The organism is Azospirillum isscasi, from assembly GCF_030849505.1.
Lineage (GTDB): Bacteria > Pseudomonadota > Alphaproteobacteria > Azospirillales > Azospirillaceae > Azospirillum > Azospirillum isscasi.
Map to the genome: position 1 here is coordinate 1 of NZ_JAUJFI010000129.1, position 16,702 is coordinate 16,702.

The window sequence follows — 16,702 nt, forward strand, 5'->3', positions numbered from 1 at the left end:
GTGTCGGGCAGCCAGCCGAGCGGCAGCGCGCGGGCGGCGGCGGCGGCCAGACACGCGCCGGCCACCGCGCCGATCAGCAGCGCCACGCCGGCCACGGCCAGCGTTTGCATCAGGAAGGCGGTGAAGAGAAGGCGCGGCGACCCGCCCAGTGCCTTCAGCGTGGCGAGGACCGGCAAGCGGCGGGCGAGATGCGCCGACAGCGCCCGGCTGACCCCCACGCCGCCGATCAGCAGGATGGACAGCGCCCCCAGGAGGAACAGCGCGCGGGCGAGCTGCACCGTGCGGTCCACGCCGGGAATGCCGTGCGAGGCATCGACGATCCGCCATCCGGCGTCGGGGAAACGGCGCTCCAGTTCGCGCAGGACGGCGTCGGACCGGACCGTCTCCGGCAGAAGAAGCCGATAGTACCAGTAGATGGGGGCTCCCGGCTCCGCGAGGCCCGTCTCGTCCAGCGCCCGCCGGTCGATGACGACGCGCGGGCCGAGGGAGAAGGCGCGGAACGCCCGGTCCGGCTCATGCTCCAGAACGGCGCGGATCGCGACCTCGGCGGCTCCGAGCCGCAGCCGGTCCCCGACGCCCAGGCCCAGCGCGCCGAGAAGGTCGGCGGAGACCGCGGCCCCCCGGAGCCCGTCCCGGCGGGCCAGCGCGTCGGCGAGGGAGGGGACGCCCGAAACCGCTGCCGCGCCGACGAGCGGGTAGCTGCCATCGACCGCCTTCAGTTCGACCAGGGTGCGGGCGCTGCCGGCCACCGTTGCCGCCACGGGCCGCAGCTCCGCCGTCTCGCCGACCGTGCCCAGCGTTTCGAGGAAGGCCATTTGCTCCGGCGTCGCCGGTGCATGGAACAGGCGCAGGGAGAGATCGCCTCCGACCGCCTCCCGCGCGGTCGCCCGCATCCCGTCGAGCACGCCAGCGCCGAGCGAGCCCACGGCGGCCATCATGGCGGTGCCGAGCGCCACCCCCAGGACGACGATCCAGAGACCGGCGACGCCGCCCCGCAGGTCCCGCCAAGCCAGCTTCAACGCGATGCGCAGAAAAGTCATGGCGGACATATCGGGAAGCCCCCGCCGGGCGGCAACCGTTTCCGCTGCATTCAAAGTTCCCTCTCCCGCCCCGGGAGAGGGAAGGGGCCCGCGCGAAGCGTGGAAAGGGGGAGGGTAACGCCGGGGATCAGTGCCTCGATCCTCGCGCAACCCTCATCCGCCCGCTTTCGCGGGCACCCTCTCACGGGGCGGGAGAAGGATTGGACGCCAAGTGCAGCCGCCGCCGGTGGCCGGGCGGCTGGGGAAGGGCGGACTGGACCGCCGCCAGGGCGCGCAGGCGCTCCGCCAGGGCGGGCGGGAAGGGCGTCACCTTGCGGGTGCCCAGATCGACATGGATCGACAGTTGCTCCATGGACGCGGCGACCGTCCCGTCGTCGGCGCGCCGGATCTCCAGCAGGCTCAGCAGCCGCTTGTCGTCGGCGTCGAGCAGCCGCAGGGCCACCCGCAGCGGTGTGCCGGCGCGCAGCTCGCGCCGGTAATGCACGGCGGCATCGACCACGAACAGGCCGAACCCCGCGTCCCGCGTGTAGGTCTCGCCCAGCCCCCATTGCTCCATCAGGGCATAGCCGACATCGTCGAACAGGGCGACGTAGCGCACCATGTTCATGTGCCCATACAGGTCGATCCAGCTTTCTTCGACGGTCCGCACGCCGGACAGCAGGATGTCCGGCGGCAGGGCGCTGTCCTGGTTCATGGAAAGGCTCTCGGTCATGGATGGTGGTCAGAGGGTGGGGGTCTGTTCCGGCGGGAAGACGGCGCGCAGCCATTGCCGGATGGCCGAGATGACCGGCGTGTTCCAGCGGTGGGCCGGGGCGATGAAGTAATAGCCGCCGATGGTGACGTTGCTGTCCGCCATCTCCACCAGATCGCCGTTGGCCAACGGGTCGGTCACCAGCAGGTCGCTGACCAGGGCCACCCCGCGCCCCAGCCGGGCCGCCTCGATGGTCAGATGCGCCTGCCACAGGCGGGGGCCGCGCAGGCGGGGCAGTTCGGTGATGCCGGCCTCTTCGAACCACGCCTCCCACATGCCGGTGGACTGTTCGTGGATCAGCGGCAGGCCGACAAGGTCGGCGGGGGTGCGCACGTCGGGATAGCGCGCCTTGAACTCCGGGCTGGCGATGGCGAGGATGCGGGGCCGCGCGAACATCTCCGAGCGCAGCCCGTCGGCGACGGCGCCGCCGTCCTCCAGATACATGATCTCGGCGTCGGCCTCTTCCCGGCTGAAGTCGGGGCGGGTCGAGGTCGGCTGAAGGATCACCTCCCGTCCGGTCAGCGCCTCCTCCAGCTCGGGCAGGCGGGCGAGAAGGCAGCGCGAGGCCAGCCCGGCGAGGCAGCAGATGTGCACCGCCTCCATTCCGCCGTTGCGCAGCTCGTTGCTGGCGTCGGCGATCAGGTCGAAGGCGCGGCGGAGCTGGGAGGCGTAGCGGATGCCCTCGCGGGTCAGGGACAGGCCGCGCCCCGACTTCGCCACCAGCTTCACTCCCACCGACTGCTCCAGATTCTGGATGTGGCGCGACACCACCGTGTGGGACACCGCCAGCTCGTCGGCGGCGGCCCGCACCGTGCCCTGCCGGGCGAAGATGTCGAAGGCGCGAAGCGCGAGAAGGGGCGGAAGGCGACGCGCCATGCGGACCTTTGGGTTGTGGACGGGGCCTGGGGCGAGGCCGGGAGCGATCCCGGCGGCAGTATGAAACATTTCCGCCAGCACCGCACGCGCCCCTTCGCCGCCCGCCATCACACCACCGCGTCGCGCCGGAAGGCGCCGATTTCTGCGGGGGTGAAGCCCAGATCCGCCAGGATGGCGTCGGTGTGCTCGCCCAGCCGCGGGGCCGGGCTTTCCGCGGGCAGCGGGGCCTCCGGCATGGTGATCGGGACGGCGGCGAAGCGCTTGCCCGATCCCTCCGGCACCTCCACGACCATCTTGCGGTGGACCACCTGGGGATCGTTCAGGGCGTCCGGCACGCTGTTGATCGGGCTGGCCGGCACGTCGGCGGCCTCCAGCATGTCCAGCCAGGCATCGCGCCCACGGGTGAGGAAGACCTCCCGCAGCAGGGGTTCCAACTCCGCGTGGTTGGCGTTGCGGGCCGAACCGGTGGGGAAGCGCGGGTCGGACAGCAGATGCTCCAGCCCCATGGCGCGGCACATCCGGTCCCACTGCTCGTTGGTGTCCACGCAGACGGCGATGGGTTTGTCGGCGGTGGGGAAGGCCTGGAAGGGGGCGATCAGCGGGTGGCGGCTGCCCAGCGCCCGCGGCGTCTCCCCGGCGTTCAGGAAGCGGGCGATGGCGTTCTCCATCAGCGCCAGCTGGCAATCCAGCATCGCCACGTCGATGAAGCCGCCCTCGCCGGTGCTCGTCCGCTTCTGGAGGGCGGCGAGGATGCCGATGGCGGCGAACAGGCTGGACCCGATGTCGCCGATCGATGCGCCGACCCGGCAGGGATCGCCGCCCGGTTCGCCGGTGATGCTCATCATCCCCGACATCGCCTGGGCCACCACGTCGAAGCAGGGCCGGTGGCGGTAGGGGCCGTCCTGCCCGAAGCCGGAGATCGAGGCGTAGACCAGCCGCGGATTCACCGCCTTCAGGTCGGCGTAACCCAGCCCCAGCCGGTCCATCGCGCCCGCCCGGTTGTTCTCCACCAGCACGTCGCAGGTGGCGACGATTTTCTTGAAAATCTCCTTCCCCTTTTCCTCCTTCAAGTTGAGCGTCAGACTCCGCTTGTTGCGGTTGACGCTGAGGAAGTAAATGCTCTCATCCTCGCTGAACGGGGCAATCACGCGGGTGAAATCGCCCTTGCCGGGACGCTCGATCTTGATGACCTCCGCCCCCAGCGCGCCGAGCAGCCAGGTGCTGTAGGGACCGGCCAACATGTGCGTGAGATCGACCACGCGCACGCCGGCCAGCGGGCCTTCGCGGCGTTGCGTATCGGTGTTGAGCATGCAGGTTCCTTCGGATGGCCGGACGCCGCGCAAACGGGCCGGGCGGGGCCGCGCGCCCGGCTGGAAGCCTGTCCGGTCCAGGGCGGCGGCGGGAATGCGATGCCCAAGGCTTGCGCCGCGGCGGTTGGAAAACAATCGCTTAGTTTGGCCCAATCCGGTGCATGGAAGGCACCGTTCCGCGGACGGGAACGGCGTGACATTGGTGCGTTCCGTGCACCGGATTGCAGCGTTTTTTCTGCTTGTGACGCGAACCGTGTCCGGTACTCTTGACCTTGCCGGGAGCGGATCGGCCTGATCGAAATCTCTGCCGGCCATCGGAAAGTCTTCGCGATTTCCGAAACAGGCGGTTCTTTTACTCTCGCCGCCTGTCGAGTGAAGCCGCTCGGCGCGCATCGCGGCAGCGATGCGCGGCCTTCCACAACCAGGAAAGGACGACCCGCGCGTGAAGGATCTTTCGGGAAAGGCGGCCATCGCCGGCGTCTTTGAATCGCCCCGCCGGGATGCGCCGCGCGTCCACCCCTTCGCCCTTCAGATGGAGTGCATTCTCGGCGCGCTGGACGACGCCGGGCTGACGCTGAAGGACGTGGACGGGCTGTGCGCGGCCTCCGGCGACTGGGCGGAGGGCGGCGGCACCATGGATGTGGTGGAACTGGCCGAATACATCGGGATCGCGCCGACCTACGTGAACAGCACCGATGTCGGCGGCTGCTCCTACATCCTCCAGGCCGGGCAGGCGGCGGCGGCCATCGCGACCGGGCTGGCCGAGGTGGTGGTCATCAGCTACGCCGCCTGCCCGCGCTGGTGGCCGCTGAACACCCCGTCCTTCGACCCCTTCGTCTTCCCCGCCGGCCCCGGCCAGTACGAAATTCCCTACGCGCCGACGCTGATCTCCACCTACGGCCTGTTCGCCCGCCGCCACATGGACCTGTACGGCACGACGCCGGAACAGCTCGCCCAGGTGGCCGTGACCTTCCGCAATCATGCGATGCGGAACCCCGACGCCCGGCTGCGCAAGCCGATCACGGTGGACGACGTGCTGGCTTCGCCGATGATCGCATCGCCGCTGCACCGGCTGGACTGCTGCGTGGTGACCGACGGCGGCGGCGCCATCGTGATGACCAGCCGCGAGCGGGCGCGCGACCTGAAAAAGCCGCCCGTCCATCTCGTCGGCTACGGCGCCGCCGTGGCGCGCACCCAGAACAGCCAGATTCCCGACGACCTGACCACCCCGGCGGCCCTGTCCGGCCCGCGCGCCTTCGCCATGGCGGGGGTGACCCCGGACGAGATCGACGTGGCGCAGATTTACGACGCCTTCACCATCACGCCGATGCTGGCGCTGGAGGATCTGGGCTTTTGCGGACGCGGGGAGAGCGGCGCCTTCGTCGCGGACGGCAACCTGACGCTGGGCGGGATCCTGCCGACCAACACCGACGGCGGCGGCCTGTCGTCCAACCATCCCGGCAAGCGCGGCATCTTCACCCTGATCGAGAGCGTCCGCCAGCTCCGCGGCGAGGGGCCGGGCGTGCAGGTGCCCGACGCCCGCCTCGCCCTGGCCCATGGGCTGGGCGGCACCTTCTGCTCCGCCGCCACCGCCATTCTTGCCCGGTAAGGTGCCCGATGACCACGATGACCATCCCGCCCGTCCAGGACGAGACCTCCGCCCCCTTCTGGGAGGCGGCGCGCGAGGGGCGCTTCCTGATCCAGCGCTGCCCGGAGACCGGGCGCTTCCAGTGGTACCCGCGCGCCCATTCCATCCACGCCCCCCACGCCCGCCCGGAATGGGTCGAGGCGAGCGGGCGCGGCGAACTGCTGACCTATTCCGTCGTCCACCGCGGCAACCAGCGCGGCGACCCCTATGTCTGCGCGCTGATCCGGCTGGAGGAGGGGGTCACCGTCTTCTCCCGCGTCGAGGGGATCGCGGAGGCGGATCTGCGGCCCGGCCTGCCGCTCGCCGTCGCCTTCCACCAACTGGACGAGGCCACCAGCCTCCCCGTGTTCCGCCCGCGGCCCGCCGCCTGAGGAAGCAAACCTGAGGAAGCAAGCCTGAGGAAGCAAGAATGACCGCCATCCATCTCGACGACATCAAGCCGGGCGACAAGGCGCGCTCCTCGCGCGTCACCGTCACCGAGGCGCACATCGTCTGGTTCGCAGGGCTGACCGGCGATTTCAACCCGCTGCACATGGACGCCGAGGCCGCCAAGGCCAACGGCTTCGGGCGGACCATCGCCCACGGGATGCTGACCCACTCGCTCAGCACCGGGCTGCGCTCCGCCATCGACGACTGGGCGATCCTCGCCTTCCTGGAGACGCGCCGCCGCTTCGTCGGCCCGGTCTTCGCGGGCGACACCGTGCATTACGAGGCCGAAGTGGCGGAGGTCCGCCCCAGCGCCTCCAAGCCCGACCGCGGCATCGTCCGCGTCGCCGTCACCGTGAAGAACCAGCGCGGCGAGACCGTGCAGGAAGGCGAGGACGTCCTCTCCGTCGCCCGCAAGGAGGCGCAGGCATGAGCCCCGCCGTCGCTCTGTCGAATCGCCTCGCCGGCCGTGTCGCCTTCGTCACCGGCGGCGGCGGAGGCATCGGGCGCGCCGTCTGCGAGCGGCTGGCCGCCGAAGGCGCCGCGGTCGTCGTCGCCGACATCGGGGCGGAGGCCGCCGAGGCCGTCGCCGCCGCGCTGCGCGCCGCGGGGGGCCACGCCCACGCCACCGCGCTGAACGTCGCCGACCGGGAAAGCTGGGAGGCCGCCGTGGCCGGGCTGCCCGACGCCTTCCGGGGCGTGGACATCATGGTCAACGTCGCCGGCATCGTCCGCGACCGCTCGCTGCCCAAGATGACCGACGCGGAATGGAGCGCGGTCATCGACGTGAACCTGCGCGGCACCTGGCTGGGTTGCCAGACGGCCTTCCGGCTGGTCGGCGACCGCGGCTGGGGGCGCATCGTCAACATCGCCTCCACGGCCATCCTGGGGACCTTCGGGCAGGCCAACTACTCCGCGTCCAAGGCCGGGGTGGTCGGGCTGACCCGCACCGCCGCCCTGGAAGGGGCGCGCCGCGGCATCCTGGTCAACGCGGTGGCGCCCGGCGTGGTGGAGACCGCCATCGTCGAAGGCGTGCCCGACGCGGTGCGCTCGCAATGGCTGGAGAAGACCCCCATCGGGCGCCTGGGCAAGCCGGCGGAGATCGCCGCCGTCGTCGCCTTCCTGGCGTCCGACGACGCGGCCTACGTCACCGGCCAGACCATCGTCGCCGATGGTGGGGCGACCACGGGCGATTACTGATTTCCGCTCAAGAACGAAGAACGACGCCGAAACGGCGGTTCCGCAACAACAAGACAGGGATTGGCAACATGATGGAATTCTCGCGCCGCCGCCTTCTCCAGACCGGCGGGCTCGTCGGCACCGCCCTTGTGACCGGCGGGCTGGCCGGCACCGCCTTCCCGCGCTTCGCCGCGGCGGCGGACGATCCGCTTTACGCCGCCGCAAAGAAGGAAGGCGCGCTGACCCTCTACTGGGGCTCCTACGAGCAGCAGACGATGGAGGCGATCCGCGACGCCTTCAAGGCGAAGTATCCGGGCATCGAGGTCAACCTGCTCCGCCAGGCGTCGCAGACCGTCTACACCCGCCTGCGGATGGAGCTGCAAAGCGGCGTCCACGAGTGCGACTCCCTCGGCACCACCAACCTGCTGCACTACACCGAGTTGAAGAAGATCGGCGCGCTGGCCCCGGTCGAGCCGGCGGACGCCGTGCACATTCCGGACGCCTTCCGCAACCTCGACCCGGACAAGATGTATCATGTCGGCGCCATCAGCCTGACCAGCATCAACTACGCGCCGGGCAAGGTCCAGACCCCGCCGCCGAGCTGGCAGGCGCTGCTGGAGGACCAGTGGCACGGCAAGATCACCACGGGCAGCCCGGCCTTCTCCGGCGACGTGGCGAACTGGGTGGTCGCCATCCGCCGCAAGTACGGCGACGATTACCTGCGCGCCTTCGGCAAGCAGAAGCCGAAGGTCGGCCAGTCCAACGTCGACACCGTGACCGACATCCTGGCCGGTGAGCGGGTGGTCGGCTCCGGTGCGCCGTTCAGCTACACGCTGACCCAGAAGGCGGCGGGCAACCCCATCGACGTGGTGGCCCCCGCCGACGACGCCATCCTGAACCTGGGCATCACCGGCGTGCTGGCGAAGGCGCCGCACCCGAACGCCGCCCGGCTGTTCACCAACTTCCTCTATTCCACGGAGGTGTCGATGATCCTCCAGAAGAACTTCTGGCCGACGCTGCGCAAGGACGTGCCCTGGGCGGAAGGGCGCTCGCTGGACCAGTTGAAGTGGTACCGCAACACCGGCGACGACCTCGGCCCGGAGGTCGCGGAAGGCATCGCCAAGTGGAAGGAACTGGTGCGCTGACGCCGGATTCCCTCTCCCGTCCCGGGAGAGGGAAGGGGCCCGCGCGCAAGCGTGGGAAGGGTGAGGGTGCCTGCAACGGGCCGGTGCTTGATCCTTGACCGTACCCTCACCCGGCGCCTTCGGCGCCACCCTCTCCCGGGACGGGAGAGGGTTTGTATGGACAATGGAGGCGGACCCTATGGGGGTCATTTCAACGGACAGTCCAGACAGCGCAGCCGCGGCGATCGCGCGCCCGGCGATGGCCCGCGTGCCGCTCGCCAGGACCGCGGTGTTCGGCGCCGTCGCCCTTCTTCTCTTTCTGCTGGTGGTCCTGCCTTTCGGCTGGGTTCTCAACAACAGCTTTCACGACGACCTGACCGGAGCCTGGACGCTCGGCAACTACGCGCGGATCTTCCAGTCCGCGGACCTGCTGGAGCCGCTGTTCAATTCGCTGGTCCTGGCCGTGGCGACCGCGGTCATCGCCGTCGGCATCGGCGTTCCGCTGGCGTGGCTGGTGTCGCGGACCGACCTGCCGTTCCGCCGCACCATCCGCGTGCTGACGCTGACCGCCTTCGTCACCCCGTCCTTCATCGGGGCGACCGGCTGGATTCTGCTGGCGGCACCCAACTCCGGCTGGCTGAACGCGCTGTGGCGCACGCTGGCCGGGGCGGAGGCGGGGCCGCTGCTGAACATCTACTCGATGACCGGGGCGATCTTCATCTGCGGCATCTACACCGTCCCCTACAGCTTCACCATGGTGTCGAGCGCGCTCGACGAGATGGCCGTGGAGCTTGAGGACGCCGCCGCCACGCTGGGTTCCGGCACGCTGCGCACCATGCTCAGCATCACCATCCCGCTGGTCACCCCGGCGGTGATCGCCAGCTTCATCCTGTCCTTCATCCAGGGGCTGACGCTGTTCGGCGTCCCGGCCTTCCTGCTGACGCCGACCGGCATTCCGGTGGTGACGACCAAGCTGGCGGAGTTCTACCAGCTCTTCCCGCCGGAAATCTTCATGGCCGCCGCCTATTGCATGCCGCTGCTGCTGGTGACCGCCATGCTGTTCTGGATGCGCCGCCGCATCCTGGGCCGCAAGCAGTTCGTCACCATCTCCGGCAAGATCCGGGCGGGGCGGCGGATCGCGCTGGGCGGGGCGCGCTGGCCGGCCTTCTTCGCGGCACTGCTGCTGCCGCTGGTCTCGGTCTTCCTGCCCTACGCGGCGCTGCTGCTGGTCTCGCTGACCCGCGCCTGGGGCCAGGGGCTGTCGTGGGAGAACCTGTCGCTGCACTGGTACTGGTGGGCGCTGTTCGGCAATTCGGAGACGCACACCGCCATCGTCAACTCGCTGCTGTTCTCGACGCTCGCGGCGACGCTGTGCGTGATGCTCGGCACCGTGGTCGCCTACATCGTCGAGCGGAAGATGGTCTTCGGCGCCAGCCTGTTCGGCGCGGTGGCGACGGTTCCCATCATCATCCCCGGCATCGTCATGTCGGTCGGCTTCTTCGCCGCCTACACGCGGGCACCGCTGAACCTCTACGGCACGCCGCTTCTGCTGGTGGCGGCCTTCGCGGCGACCTTCCTGCCCATCGCCTATGCCCATGGCGGGTCGATCCTGAAGGGCATCGGGCCGGAGCTGGAGCGCGCCGCGCGCAGCCTGGGCGCGGGGGAGGGGCGGACCTTCCTGGCCATCACCATCCCGCTGATGGGCGGCGGGCTGCTGTCGGGCTGGTTCCTGGTCTTCATCCCGATCATCCGCGAGCTGTCGGTGGCGGTCTTCCTCATCACGCCGAAGACCAACGTGATGACCACCCTGATCTACAACGCCAAGGACGGCGGCAATTACGAGGCCGTCTGCGCCATGAGCGTCCTTCTCCTCCTCATCACGCTGGCGCTGGTGGCCGCCGCCGGTCCCCTGACGCGCCTGACCAGCGCGCGCCGCACGTCTCGCAAAACCGCCCCGGCGGAAGGAGCCCTCCCCACATGAGCGGGATACGCATCAAGAACCTCCGCAAATCCTTCGGCACCTACACGGCGCTGCACGGCATCGACCTTCAGGTCCCCAACGGCACGCTGCTGGCCCTGCTCGGCCCCTCGGGCTGCGGGAAGTCCACGACGCTCCAGCTCCTCGCCGGGTTCGAGGCGCCGACCGAGGGCGAGATCTGGGCCGACGACGTGCTGCTGTCCTCGGCGCGCGGCGTGCTGCCGCCGGAGAAGCGCGGCATCTCCCTGGTGTTCCAGAACTACGCGGTGTGGCCGCACAAGACGGTGGCGGAGAACGTCGCCTTCGGCCTGTCCATCCGCCGCCTGCCCAAGGCGGAGATCGCCGAGCGGCTGGACCGCACGCTGCGCACCGTCCGGCTGGAGGCGCTGCGCGACCGCTACCCGTCGGAGCTGTCCGGCGGCCAGCAGCAGCGCGTGGCGCTGGCCCGCGCGCTGGCCGTGGAGCCGCGCATACTCCTGCTCGACGAGCCGCTGTCCAACCTCGACGCCCATCTGCGCGAGGAGATGCGGTACGAGATCCGGCAGGTCCACGACCTGCTGGGCCTGACCACCGTCTACGTCACCCACGACCAGTCGGAGGCGCTGGTCACCGCCGACCGCATCGCCGTGATGAAGTCGGGCCACCTGCAACAGCTCGGCTCGCCGGAGGACATCTTCGAACGGCCCTCGAACGCCTTCGTCGCCACCTTCATCGGCGCGAACAACGAACTGGCCGGGACCAGCGAAGGCAACGGCGCGATCCGCGTCGGCAACCATGTGCTGACGGCGCCCGACCGCAGCGGGGCGGCGCACGGGGCGCGGGTGTCGCTGTGCGTGCGGCCCTCCCAGGTCCGGCTGTTCGGCGCTGAACAGAGCGCCGTGGCCGACGAGGGGTGCAACGTGCTGTCCGGCACCGTCCTGCGCTCCGCCTATCTCGGGGAATACCGCGACGTGCTGGTGGATCTCGGCGGCGGACGGACGCTGCGCGCCTTCGTTCCGCCCGCGCAGAGCTTCGCGCCGGGCAGCGTGGTGACGGCCCTTCTTCCCATCGGGTCCTGCCAGATCCTGGGGCCGGCGGCCTGACCGCGGCCCCTATCCAAGAGAGTTCCGAACGATGACCATCGCGACGACCGGCGAGGCCGCGGCCTTGCCCGAAATCCTGACCGAACGGCGCGGCGCCGTCCAATGGGTGATCTTCAACCGCCCCAAGGCGCGCAACGCCATCACCCCCTGGATGGAGGACCGGCTGATCGAGATCTGCCGGGAGGTCGATGCCGACCCGGACGTGAAAGCGCTCGTGCTGACCGGCGCCGCCGGCGACAAGCCCGCCTTCATGGCCGGCGCCGACCTGTCCTGCCTGCAAAGCGTCAAGACGCCGGAGGACTACACCATCCTGGAGGACCGCGCGGAGACGGCGGCCATGGCGCTGGAGGCCGTGCGCGTCCCCACGATTGCCGCCCTGGCCGGCGCCTGCGTGGGGGAGGGGGCGCTGCTCGCCGCCTGCTGCGACGTGCGCATCGCCACACCCTCCGTGCGCTTCGGCTTCCCCATCGCCCGTACGGTGGGCAATTGCCTGAGCATCAAGAACCTCGCGCGGCTGGCGGCCATCCTCGGCACCGCGCGGACCAAGGAGATGATCTTCAGCGCCCGCCTGCTGACCGCCGACGAACTGGCCGGGGCCGGCGCCCTGCGCGGCGTCGTCGCGGAGGACGGCCTTGCCGACCGCACCCAGGAACTGGCGGAAGAGTTGGCGGGTCTCGCTCCGCTGACCCTGTGGGCGACGCGCGAAGCGCTGCGGCGCTGGCGGGATCACTCGCTGCCGGCGGACGGCGACGGCGATCTGCTGCGCCTCTGCTACCTCTCCGCCGACTATCAGGAGGGCATCGCGGCCTTTCTGGAGAAGCGTCGTCCGGTGTGGGCAGGGCGGTAGGGACGTCCGCGGCGGCGTCAAATCCCCCTCCCGGGACGGGAGAGGGGATGTCCTTGTCGCCACCCGGCCCCTTCACTATCCTGGCGCCGCACCACGCGCCCATGCGGGCGTCCAGCCGCCATGGGACCCGCCCGTCATGCCGACCACGCCCGACGATCTTCCGAGCGTCACCCCCGACGCCGCGGCGCTGACGCAGCGGCTGCGGGCCGCACCCGACGATCTGGCGGCGACGCAGGATCTGGCCGGCCTGCTGTTCCGGACGGGGCGCGCGGCGGAGGCCGAGCCTCACGCCCGCAACGCGGTCCGGCTGGCGCCGGAGGACGCGCGGTCCCACACGCTGATGGCGCTGGTGCTGGCCGACACCCACCGGCCCCAGGCCGCCGAGTTCCATTACCGCCGGACGCTGGCCCTGGCCCCGCCGGACGCCGCGACGGTGGCGAACCTCGCCTGGAGCCTGACGCGGCAGGGGCGGCTGGAGGAGGCGCGGCGGACCTACCGCCGTGCCCCCGCCCTGCACCCGTCCGTCGCGCTGACCTGGCACGGCTGGGCGCAGACCGAGGACGCCGCCCGCGATCTCCCGTCCGCGCGGCGAATGCTGGAGCGCGCCCGGCGGCTCGACCCCGGCCACCGCGGCGCCGGCACCTTGATGGCGGCTCTGCTTGCCCGGCAGGGCAGGCCGGAAGAGGCGCTTGCCGTGCTGGACGCGGCGGCCCGGCAAGGCGACGATCCCGACGCGCTGCTGGAGAAGGGGCGCATTCTCGACCGGTCGGGCCGTCACGACGAAGCCTTCGCCGCCTTCGCCGCCGGCAAGGCGCTGCTGCGGCAGGCCGGGCGGCGCTACGGCGAAGAGGAGGCGGTGGACCTCATCGCGCGCCTCGCCGCCTTTTTCGTGGCGCCGCGCCTGCGCCTGATGCCGCGGCCCGGCAAGCCCGCCACCGGACCGCAGCCGGTCTTCGTCGTGGGGGCCCCGCGCTCCGGCACCACGCTGGTCGAGCAGACCCTGTCCTGCCACCCCGCCGTCGCCGCGGGGGATGAGCTGCCGTCGCTCGGCGCGGTGGTCCGGGCGCTGCCGCAGACGCTGGGAAGTCCGCTCGGCTATCCCGAAGCGCTGTCGGAGCTGTGGATGGGCGACCAGCGCGACGGGCTGGAGCGGTTGCGCGACGCCTATCTGCGCCACGCCCGCAAGCTGGTGCCGGCCAAGCCCGGCCACGCGCTGTTCACCGACAAGATGCCGTTCAACGAGACGCATCTCGGTCTGATCGCGCTGATGTTCCCGGCGGCGCCGGTGGTGCATGTGCTGCGCCATCCGCTGGACGTGGTGCTGTCGATGATGGGCACCAACCTGACCCACGGCTTCCACTGCGCCAACGATCTGGAGACGGCGGCCCGCCACGTCCTGCGGGTGTTCGATCTGGTGGAGCATTACCGGCGCGAGATGCCGCTGCGCTACCTGCCGCTGCGCTACGAGGATCTGGTGCGGGAACCGGAACCGGCGGTGCGACGGTTGCTGGGCTTCCTCGGGCTCGGTTTCGACCGGCGCTGCCTGCGCTTCGAGGAGAACCGGCGCTACGCCCGCACGCCCAGCCACGCCCAGGTGGCGGAAAAGCTCTACAGCCGCTCCATCGACCGGCACCGTTCCTACAGGACCCATCTGAAGCCGGTGATCCCGATCCTGGAACCGGTCATCCACGGGCTGGGCTACAGCCTGTAGCCGCCGCCATGCGCTTCACCACCGACAGCGACCTGTGCGAAATCCGCCGCCGCGAAGGCCGCCTGGACGAAGCCGCCGCCCATGGCCGCCGCGCCGTCGCGCTTGATCCCGGCGACGCCGCGGGCTGGTACAATCTGGGCGTGGCGCATTACGACCGCTTGGAGGTCGAGGCGTCGATATCCTGCGAGCGCCGCGCCATCCAACTCCGCCCGGACTGGCCGGGTCCGCATTTCGAACTGGCCGAGGGGCTGCTGCTGTCCGGGCGGTTGGAGGAGGGCTGGCGGGAGTATGAATGGCGCTGGCGCCTTCCCGGCGTGCCGCCGCCGGTCCCGCTCGCGATTCTGGAGCGGTCCGGGCAGGCTGTTCCAAAACCCTGGGACGGGTGCCCCTTGCCCGGCGGCACCCTGCTGCTGGTTGCCGACCAGGGCTTCGGCGACACCATCCAGTTCGCCCGCTACCTGCCGATGGCGGCGGCGCTCTGCCCGGATCTCGTGGTTGCCTGCAGCCCGGAAATGCTGCCGGTGGTCCGCTCCCTGGCCGGCGGTCACCGGGCCTTCACCACATGGGAGGAGGCGCCGCCCTTCGCCGCCTACGCCGCGCTGTCGGGCCTGCCGGGGCTGTTCGGGACGACGCTCGGCACCATCCCGGCACCGGTTCCCTATCTGAGTGCCGAGCCGGAGCGGGCGGCGCGCTGGAAGGACCGGCTGGACGGGCTGCTGCCCCGCGGGTACCGCCGCGTCGGGCTGGTCTGGGCCGGGCGTCCGACCCATGGGAACGACCGCAACCGCTCCCTGACGCTGGAGCGGCTGGCGCCGCTCGTCGCGCTGGAGAAAACGGTGCTGGTGTCGCTCCAGAAGGGGCCGGCGCAGGCCGAGGCCGCACGCTACTATGGCGCGGCGCCGATGGTCGGTCTGGGTCCGGAGCTGGCGGATTTCGCCGACACCATGGCGGTGCTGACGCTGCTCGACCATGTGGTCTGCGTGGACACGGCGGTCGCCCATCTGGCCGGGGCGATGGGGCGCCCGACCGCGGTCCTGCTCCCCTACGCGCCGGACTGGCGGTGGCTGCTGGGCCGCAGCGGAACACCCTGGTACCCGACCGTCACCCTGCACCGGCAGCCGGCGCCCGGACGGTGGGACGAGGCCGTCCGCGGCGCCCTCGGCGAGGTGACCGGACACACCCTCAAGGTTTCAGGGCGGCCAGCCCGTCGGTGATCCCCTTGGTGGAGATCGGAAAGGCCACGGCCTGCGCGCCGCCGTAGGGGCGGACGGCGATCTGCGCCCCCTTGGACCGGCGCAGCGCGGTCAGCGTCGCCTCGTCCATCGGGGCGTTGGCGAGGCAGCCGTCCTGGATGCACTGCTGATAGGTCAGCGGCAGCGGCTTGCCGCCGTCGATGGTCAGGGCCGCCCCGGCGCGCAGATCGACGCCCAGCGGCAGGATCACGACCATCACCCCCTTGCCGTCCGGGGCGAAGTAGCCCACCGACGCCTTGAGAATGCGGGTCGCCTGCTTGGACTCCGTGTTCTCCACCACGCGGGTCTGCGACAGGAAGCAGCGCGGCTTGCCGTCGGCGGGCGTTTCGCACTCGGTCTGCCAGTCGCCGAAGGTCCTGCCCGCCTCCACCGCCCCGGCAGGCGCCCCGCCCGCGAAAAGGAGGGGAAGCGCGGCGAGCGCTCCCCCGATGATGGCCTTGCGCATCGCCGTGGCCATCACAGCTTCCACTTCAGGCCGGCGGTTGCCGACAGGGTGTTCTCGCGGGCGCGGATCGCGTCCTGGACGCCGATGGTGGCGCTCAGCCGGTCGTCCAGCGCCACGCCCAGCCCGGCCCCGATCACCAGGGCGTCGCGGCCCGGCTTGCTGGCGTCGGCGGCGAAGGCCACCCCGCCCAGCCGGTTGGTGGTGGTCGCCGTGGCGTCGGCGAAGTCATGCTCCCACGCCAGGGCGGCGCTCGGCAGCAGGTGCCAGCCGCCGACCGTCACGCTGGTGCCGGCGCGCACGCCGACCGCGCTGCGCAGGCTGGTCCAGCCCGCCGCCTCGACGTCCAGCGCCACGCCGCCGCCCGACTCCCGGAACGCCTCGCGGGTGATCCGGTCGAAGCGCAGGCTGGCCCGCGGCTCGATCCAGGCGCTGTCCGACCCGGCGAAGGCCATGCGGTGACCGGCGGCGATCTCCGCGGAGACGTCGTGACCGTCCGCCGTGCCGCTGACACCCTGCGCCAGCGTGCCGAAGGCGACGCCGCGCGTGGCGTCGTAATTGGCGTAGCCGTAGCCGATGGCGCCCTCCACGAAGGGGCTGTCGGACGAACCGCGCAGGCTCCAGGAGCCGTAGAGCGTGGCCTGATAGCTGTCCACGTCGGCCTTGCCCAGCCCGTCGCGCGAGGTGACGCGGTTGCGCAGGTAGCCCAGCGCCACGCCGCCGCTCACGCCGTTCTCGTAGCTGCGGTCCAGCCCCAGCAGGAAGCCGCCGACCCGCTCGGTGGTCCCGGCGGCGTTGCCGTCCGAGCCGGTCCGGCTGTAGGCCGCCAGCGGCAGGCCCCACACGCCGCCCGAACCGCGGGCCTCGCCGGTTTCACCCACGGCGACCGCGCCGTTGCCGCCGCCGGCCAGCCGGACGCCGGAGGAGGACGCGGCACCGCCGCGCAGCGCCGACAGGCGCTCTTCCACCGCGCTGCCGAACAGGCGGCGGTTGGTGCGGTCGGCGGCCAGCGTGTCGGCGTGCAGCTTGCCCGAG

General features: G+C 71.2%; 16 protein-coding genes. 10 read left to right on the plus strand and 6 right to left on the minus strand.

The window, feature by feature from the left end; translation table 11 throughout:
* The 4 genes from QSG27_RS21195 to QSG27_RS21210 all read right to left on the minus strand — a co-directional run.
* On the minus strand, positions 1–1,040 hold a 1,040-nt coding region (locus QSG27_RS21195; protein WP_306709616.1), incomplete at its 3' end, for an ABC transporter permease.
* Between the two features lie 181 nt (positions 1,041–1,221).
* Entirely contained in the window at positions 1,222–1,752 is a 531-nt protein-coding gene (locus QSG27_RS21200) for a thioesterase family protein (protein ID WP_306709617.1), read from the minus strand.
* A gap of 9 nt (positions 1,753–1,761) precedes the next feature.
* The gene (locus tag QSG27_RS21205; RefSeq protein ID WP_306709619.1) at positions 1,762–2,667 is read right to left on the minus strand and encodes a LysR substrate-binding domain-containing protein; all 906 of its coding nucleotides are present in this window, start codon (positions 2,665–2,667) and stop codon (positions 1,762–1,764) included.
* 107 nt (positions 2,668–2,774) lie between these two features.
* Positions 2,775–3,977, minus strand: coding sequence for a CaiB/BaiF CoA transferase family protein (locus tag QSG27_RS21210; protein ID WP_306709621.1), 1,203 nt, complete (start codon positions 3,975–3,977; stop codon positions 2,775–2,777).
* Positions 3,978–4,419: 442 nt separating this feature from the next.
* Here QSG27_RS21210 and QSG27_RS21215 point away from each other — a divergent pair, with 442 nt between their 5' ends.
* The 10 genes from QSG27_RS21215 to QSG27_RS21260 all read left to right on the plus strand — a co-directional run bounded on the left by QSG27_RS21215 (position 4,420) and on the right by QSG27_RS21260 (position 15,186).
* Entirely contained in the window at positions 4,420–5,586 is a 1,167-nt protein-coding gene (locus QSG27_RS21215) for a thiolase C-terminal domain-containing protein (protein ID WP_306709623.1), read from the plus strand.
* Between the two features lie 8 nt (positions 5,587–5,594).
* Positions 5,595–5,996: a Zn-ribbon domain-containing OB-fold protein gene (locus QSG27_RS21220; protein ID WP_306709624.1), complete on the plus strand. Its 402-nt coding sequence runs from the start codon at positions 5,595–5,597 to the stop codon at positions 5,994–5,996.
* A gap of 38 nt (positions 5,997–6,034) precedes the next feature.
* The gene (locus QSG27_RS21225) at positions 6,035–6,484 is read left to right on the plus strand and encodes a MaoC family dehydratase (RefSeq protein ID WP_306709625.1); all 450 of its coding nucleotides are present in this window, start codon (positions 6,035–6,037) and stop codon (positions 6,482–6,484) included.
* A complete protein-coding gene (fabG, locus tag QSG27_RS21230) occupies positions 6,481–7,251 on the plus strand; it encodes a 3-oxoacyl-ACP reductase FabG (RefSeq protein ID WP_306709626.1) in 771 nt (256 codons plus the stop codon). Before QSG27_RS21225 ends, fabG begins: the two co-directional genes overlap by 4 nt.
* A gap of 68 nt (positions 7,252–7,319) precedes the next feature.
* Positions 7,320–8,375, plus strand: a complete 1,056-nt coding sequence (locus QSG27_RS21235; RefSeq protein ID WP_306709628.1) for an extracellular solute-binding protein — start codon at positions 7,320–7,322, stop codon at positions 8,373–8,375.
* A gap of 178 nt (positions 8,376–8,553) precedes the next feature.
* Entirely contained in the window at positions 8,554–10,335 is a 1,782-nt protein-coding gene (locus tag QSG27_RS21240) for an ABC transporter permease (protein ID WP_306709629.1), read from the plus strand.
* Entirely contained in the window at positions 10,332–11,414 is a 1,083-nt protein-coding gene (locus QSG27_RS21245) for an ABC transporter ATP-binding protein (protein ID WP_306709631.1), read from the plus strand. Before QSG27_RS21240 ends, QSG27_RS21245 begins: the two co-directional genes overlap by 4 nt.
* Positions 11,415–11,445: 31 nt before the next feature.
* A complete protein-coding gene (locus QSG27_RS21250) occupies positions 11,446–12,261 on the plus strand; it encodes an enoyl-CoA hydratase (RefSeq protein WP_306709633.1) in 816 nt (271 codons plus the stop codon).
* Positions 12,262–12,397: 136 nt separating this feature from the next.
* Positions 12,398–13,972 carry a tetratricopeptide repeat-containing sulfotransferase family protein gene (locus tag QSG27_RS21255; protein ID WP_306709635.1) on the plus strand — a complete coding sequence of 525 codons (1,575 nt, stop codon included), beginning with the start codon at positions 12,398–12,400 and terminating at the stop codon, positions 13,970–13,972.
* 8 nt (positions 13,973–13,980) lie between these two features.
* Positions 13,981–15,186: a tetratricopeptide repeat protein gene (locus QSG27_RS21260; protein ID WP_306709637.1), complete on the plus strand. Its 1,206-nt coding sequence runs from the start codon at positions 13,981–13,983 to the stop codon at positions 15,184–15,186.
* On the opposite strand, the gene QSG27_RS21265 is transcribed toward QSG27_RS21260, so the two are convergent.
* Together QSG27_RS21265 and QSG27_RS21270 are read right to left on the minus strand one after the other, a co-directional pair.
* The gene (locus tag QSG27_RS21265; RefSeq protein WP_306709639.1) at positions 15,155–15,682 is read right to left on the minus strand and encodes an invasion associated locus B family protein; all 528 of its coding nucleotides are present in this window, start codon (positions 15,680–15,682) and stop codon (positions 15,155–15,157) included. The two genes, QSG27_RS21260 and QSG27_RS21265, sit on opposite strands and share 32 nt — an antisense overlap.
* Positions 15,682–16,702, minus strand: a 1,021-nt coding sequence (locus QSG27_RS21270) for an autotransporter outer membrane beta-barrel domain-containing protein (RefSeq protein ID WP_306709641.1), incomplete at its 5' end; no start/stop codon positions are given. The genes QSG27_RS21265 and QSG27_RS21270, both read right to left, overlap by 1 nt.